This is a genomic window from Waterburya sp. (assembly GCF_058530065.1).
Genome location: NZ_JBZNBU010000249.1, coordinates 1 through 5,176, shown reverse-complemented (window position 1 = coordinate 5,176; position 5,176 = coordinate 1). Strand labels below are relative to the sequence as shown.

Sequence of the window (5,176 nt, the reverse complement as noted above, 5' to 3'; positions counted from 1 at the left end):
TTCTAGGTTAGTTGCTACATGAGTTGCTTGAAGAACTTTAGTTTTTTCGCTGCGAATGCTATCGGCATCCAAAGCGTTAGGTGGTTCCATGGCAGTGATGGCGAATAGCTGCATTAAATGATTTTGCAACATATCCCGTAACGCCCCAGAGGTTTCGTAGTAACCCGCCCTTTCTTCTACTCCCACGGTTTCGGCGACAGTAATCTGGACGTGATCGACAAACTGACGATTCCACAAGGGTTCAAAAATAGCATTGCCAAAACGGAATACTAAAATGTTTTGGACGGTTTCTTTTCCCAGATAATGATCGATGCGGTATACTTGCTCTTCTTTACATACCCTTTGTACGGCTCTGTTTAAAGATTTTGCCGAACTCAAGTCTTTACCAAAGGGTTTTTCAATGACAATGCGATGCTTGACGGGATCGTCTAGCATTCCTGCTGCACCAAGTTGTTTGAGGGCGGGTTTAAAGAACTTAGGCGATACTGCTAGATAAAAGACGCGATTGCCTCTAGTACCTCTTTTTTCGTCTAATTCTGCCAAGAAAGTTTTTAATTTCTCGTAGCTGGCTGCTTCGTCCATATTGCCCGAACAGTAGTAAATACCATTGGCAAAATCCGACCAGAGATCTTCGTTACCTACACCATTGCCAAACTCTTCCACACCTTCTTTGAGATGCTGGCGAAAATAGTCGTGAGTCCAATCTCTTCTGGCAACCCCCACAATAGTCATCTCTGGAGGCAAACGACGTTCTCTTTTAATCTGATAAATAGCGGGAATTAGCTTGCGTTGAGTCAAATCTCCCGATGCGCCGAAAATGACAATAATTGCAGGATCGGCAGTTCGCTCTTGCTGTAAACCAACTCTTAGAGGATTTTCTAATATTGCAACCATATTTTAATTTACTGGTATGATTTAAAAATTATTCCTATCGATGGCAGGGAAAGGGGAAAGGGTTAAGGGGAAAAGGGAAAAGGTAAAGGGAAAAAAGCGAAGCTTCTCCCAGTCTCCCAGTCTCCCAGTTTTCCCGTCTCCTAAACCGTTGCCAATTGTTTGACTTTAGATTCTAGGGAAGACATCAATGATTCAAAAGGTTTGATGAACTTATCAATTCCTTCTTCTAGAAGTTCGTCCATTACCGCATCGAGGTCGATATCCACAGCATCATCTTTGAGAGTATCGAGTACTTTTTGGGCAGTTTCTAGATCGCTTTCAATTCGATTGGCGGGATCGCAATGATCGACGCAAGCTTCGATAGTGTTGGGAGGTAGAGTATTAACGGTATCTACTCCCACCAATTCGTCTACATACATTACGTCGCTATATTCAGGATTTTTAGTACTAGTACTAGCCCATAACAAACGCTGTACTTTTGCGCCTTTAGCCACCAAAGCTTCCCATCTATCACCGCTAAAGATTTCTTTATATTTTTGGTAAGCAATTTTAGCATTGGCGATCGCGACTTTACCTTTGACCGTCTCTAGTTTGGCTTTAGCCGAAGCATCGGCAGTACTTAGCTTGCTATCGATGCGACTGTCGATATTGCTATCAATGCGACTGAGGAAAAAACTAGCTACTGAGGCGATTTTGCTGATATCTTCTCCTGCTGCGGCGCGTTTTTCCAAGCCTTTGATATACGCCCAAGCCGTATCGATGTAGCTTTGAACGGAAAAGAGTAGAGTCACGTTGACACTCATACCATCGGCGATCGCCTGTTCTACTGCGGGCAATCCTTCAGGAGTACCAGGAATCTTGATCATCAAGTTGGGGCGATCGATGGTTTGATAGTAACGACGAGCTTCTTTGATGGTGCTTTCAGTGTCTTTGGCTAAGTTTGGCGGAACTTCAATGCTGACATAGCCATCTAAGCCATCAGTTTCTTCATAGACGGGCATAAAGATATCGCAAGCGTTACGAATGTCAGTAAATACTAAATCTTCGTAAATTTCTTGAACTGATTTACTCGACTTAATGCCGTTTTCGATCGCACTATCGTAGATCTCATTCCCCGCGATCGCTTTTTCAAAGATAGCAGGGTTGGAAGTGATGCCTCTTATACCTTTGTCGCCAATCGATTGCTCTAGTTCTCCAGATTCAATAATGTCGCGACTTAGATTATCCATCCAAATGCTTTGACCGTATTGACTATTAATTTCTACAATCGGGTTAGACATAATTAATAATTCTCCTTGTAATTACACGCAACTAAACTAAGGCTGCTTCGCCACTGCGACGTACTTCTTCTTTGATGAAAGACTCTACTAATTCCACATCTTCCGTACTACCAATGACCAAAGGAGTACGATAGTGTAGTTTATCGGGTACGACGCTCAATAGTCTTTCCGTACCAGTACTAGCTTTTGCCCCTGCTTGTTCGGCTAATAAAGCTAAGGGTGCAGATTCATACAACAGCCTTAACTTGCCTTCAGGATTTTTAACCGTACCTGGATAGAGGAATACACCTCCTTGGAGTAAGATTCTATGAAAATCTCCTACTAACGCGCCACTATAGCGAGATGTATATCCTTCGTGACGATGAACATAGCGGATGTATTCCCTAATCGATTCATCCCATTGCCAGTAGTTACCTTCATTAGCACTGTATACTGAGCCATGAGAGGGAATAGTAATATTTTCTTCAGCTAAAATGAATTCTCCCAAACTAGGATCTAGAACAAAAGAATGCACTCCCTTGCCCAAAGTGTAAACTAAAACAGTAGATGGACCATATAAAATATAACCCGCTCCGATCTGGCGATCGCCATCTGTTAGTAAATCTTTAGCTTCTTCATCGAGATCCTCACCTTCTTGTTGGCGTAACGAAAAGATCGAACCAACATTGAGATTGATGTCTACATTAGAAGAACCGTCAATTGGATCGTAAAGCAGAGTATAGCGTCCTATGGGACAATTTTCGGGAATATAGTAGGGTTTTTCCATTTCTTCCGAAGCCAAGCGACAAACTAAGCCACTTTGCTTGAAGACCGATATAAAGACATCATTAGCATAGATGTCCATTTTTTTCACGGATTCCCCTTGAACGTTGGTTTCCCCAGTAAATCCCAAAGCCCCAGCCATTAAACCCGCTTTGCTCAAGCGACGACCGATCAACTTAGCAGCCAGGGCGATTCGATTCATGATGGCACTGACATCTTGCGCTTGAGCGGAGAAATCTGAAAATTGCTGTAATACGTGCCTGGACAGAGTTTGGCAATCTCTATCCAAACTATATTTTGGAACGACACTATTGTCTTGATTTTCCATTAAATTAACCTTAGGAATCCTGCATCTCCTGCCTTATGTCCGTTTTCAAACCATGTACTAGGGCGATCGCAGACAAAAGCTAGATAATCAACCAAAAACCAGATTTTGGATGCTTCCATGGTTCAAAATCTGGTTATTGGTATAGAGTCAAGTTTGTCCAAAGCAAGCTGAAATTGTTTTAAATCGTTGTTAATTTAGTTCGAGCGGGATTGCTCGATTAAAAACAATCGGACGTATTCAATAGTGTTACTTCAGATTTACTACACTCTATTTATTTATCTTAGAAAGGGATTTCAAACTAAAGTCATAAGCTTAAGAATACCTTCAGGTTATCTTCTTAAAGCTTTAAGCTGAGAGCTTTTAAATTAATCCCTAATTAAGCTTTATAGGATATTGAGATGCTGGAAACCCTCTGAGGAGTCGCCCTCAGTGATAGGTTATAGTCGTTCTAATTAATTTTCTTATGGTCTAGGTTATCGTTCTGGGTGACTGGGTGACTGGGTGACTGGGTGATAACTAAACGCAAAAAGCGAAGCTACCTATTACCCAATCCCTAATCCCTAATCCCTAATCCCTAATCCCCAATCCCTAATCCCCAATCCCTAATTTGTATCATTCTTTTTTGTATTTCATGTTAATTGTTACCAAGGACTACCAATCATAGTGAAAGGAGCCCAGAAGTAAGGATGAGACCAATCTATATTTTGGTTATCTTCGCTTCTAAGGTTGTCGGGTAGGGATATATCGCCCCAAGTAGTAGTTATAGTTTCTGCGTTATTTTTGACTTGCTGTTCTAAAACTGCTTGTTGGGCTTTGCGTAGAGCCTCGGCTTTAGTGGGGGCAGTTTTTAATTGGTGATAGAATTCGCTCATCAGGGCAGAAGTACTAGTGTCTCCTACATACCAAAGACTACCAATGGCGGTTTTAACTCCTGCTTTGACTGCCAAACCGCCAAAACCAAGTTCGGCTTCAGTATCCCCAAAAGCAGAGCGACAGGCGGAAATTACTAAAAGATCGACGACGGGATCGTTGAGTTTGAGTCCTCTTAATTCCCCCAGAGTTAGCTTGCGATCGTAGAGTTGAATGTAAATATCGTCTACGTTTTGAGGATTAAAATCAGCATGGGTAGAGAAGTGAACGATCGCAGGGCGATTGTTGTCTAGATTGGTTTTAAGATTATCGAAGGTAAAGTTTTCATTCATAATCGATTTACCACCTCTCAATTGTGCGATCGCGGGTAGTTCGATTTCCACTGCGGGTAAGGCTTCCTGTTCTTCTTCAGCTTCAAAATCTGACGCGCCAAAAGCTAATACGGGAGATTCTTGGATGTTGCGATATTCAGTATTCATCAAGTTGAGACTGGGAGCAAAACCGACATTTAAGTCTTTTTGTGCCAAGAAAAGATCGGTTTCGGCATCGTAAAGGGCAGCAATGGGGAGCGATCGCAATTTGGGAGGCATAATAAACAGGATATTATCGATTTCCCGTTCTTTTAAGTCTGCTTCAATCGTACCGATCAGCCACTTATAAAGTTTTTTGGCAGGGGCTTTATAATATCTGCCAGAAGGTCGAGAAACTTGAAGATAGAATTTTTTAGCTTGTTTTTCCACCTCTTCGCGGGTAACATCGACGGGTAGATAAATTGGTTCTCCCGCACTAGTAATTACTAGTATTTCCAAGCGATCGCTCGGTTGGGGAGCAATACATAAGGTGGGGGCTGTATCTGTCTCTTTGATGCCCAAGGAGGCTTGATATTCGGCAGTACGACAGCTTTCTGAGTTGAGGAAGGATTCTTGGGCGTTGGCATTGAGTTGTTCGGGGGCAAAATTGACATAAACTAATGCGGGATTGCGGTTTGCCTGTTCGCCAATCTTCATTAGAGTAGTTTTGGCTTCAGAAATTGAAGCGATAG

General features: G+C 42.3%; 4 protein-coding genes. All 4 read right to left on the bottom strand.

Going from position 1 to position 5,176, the window contains the following annotated elements; all coding sequences use genetic code 11:
• Positions 1-894, bottom strand: an 894-nt coding sequence (locus AC33VI_RS14875; protein WP_491783049.1) for a glucose-6-phosphate dehydrogenase, incomplete at its 3' end; no start/stop codon positions are given.
• Between the two features lie 140 nt (positions 895-1,034).
• Positions 1,035-2,174: a transaldolase gene (gene tal / locus AC33VI_RS14870; protein WP_491783048.1), complete on the bottom strand. Its 1,140-nt coding sequence runs from the start codon at positions 2,172-2,174 to the stop codon at positions 1,035-1,037.
• Between the two features lie 31 nt (positions 2,175-2,205).
• The gene (gene fbp / locus AC33VI_RS14865) at positions 2,206-3,264 is read right to left on the bottom strand and encodes a class 1 fructose-bisphosphatase (protein ID WP_491783047.1); all 1,059 of its coding nucleotides are present in this window, start codon (positions 3,262-3,264) and stop codon (positions 2,206-2,208) included.
• Between the two features lie 641 nt (positions 3,265-3,905).
• Positions 3,906-5,176, bottom strand: a 1,271-nt coding sequence (locus AC33VI_RS14860; RefSeq protein ID WP_491783046.1) for a CHAT domain-containing protein, incomplete at its 5' end; no start/stop codon positions are given.

Coding starts and splice junctions, on each gene's coding strand:
- tal (WP_491783048.1), bottom strand. CDS start 2,174: ATGTCTAACCCGATTGTAGAAATTAATAGTCAATACGGTCAAAGCATT.
- fbp (WP_491783047.1), bottom strand. CDS start 3,264: ATGGAAAATCAAGACAATAGTGTCGTTCCAAAATATAGTTTGGATAGA.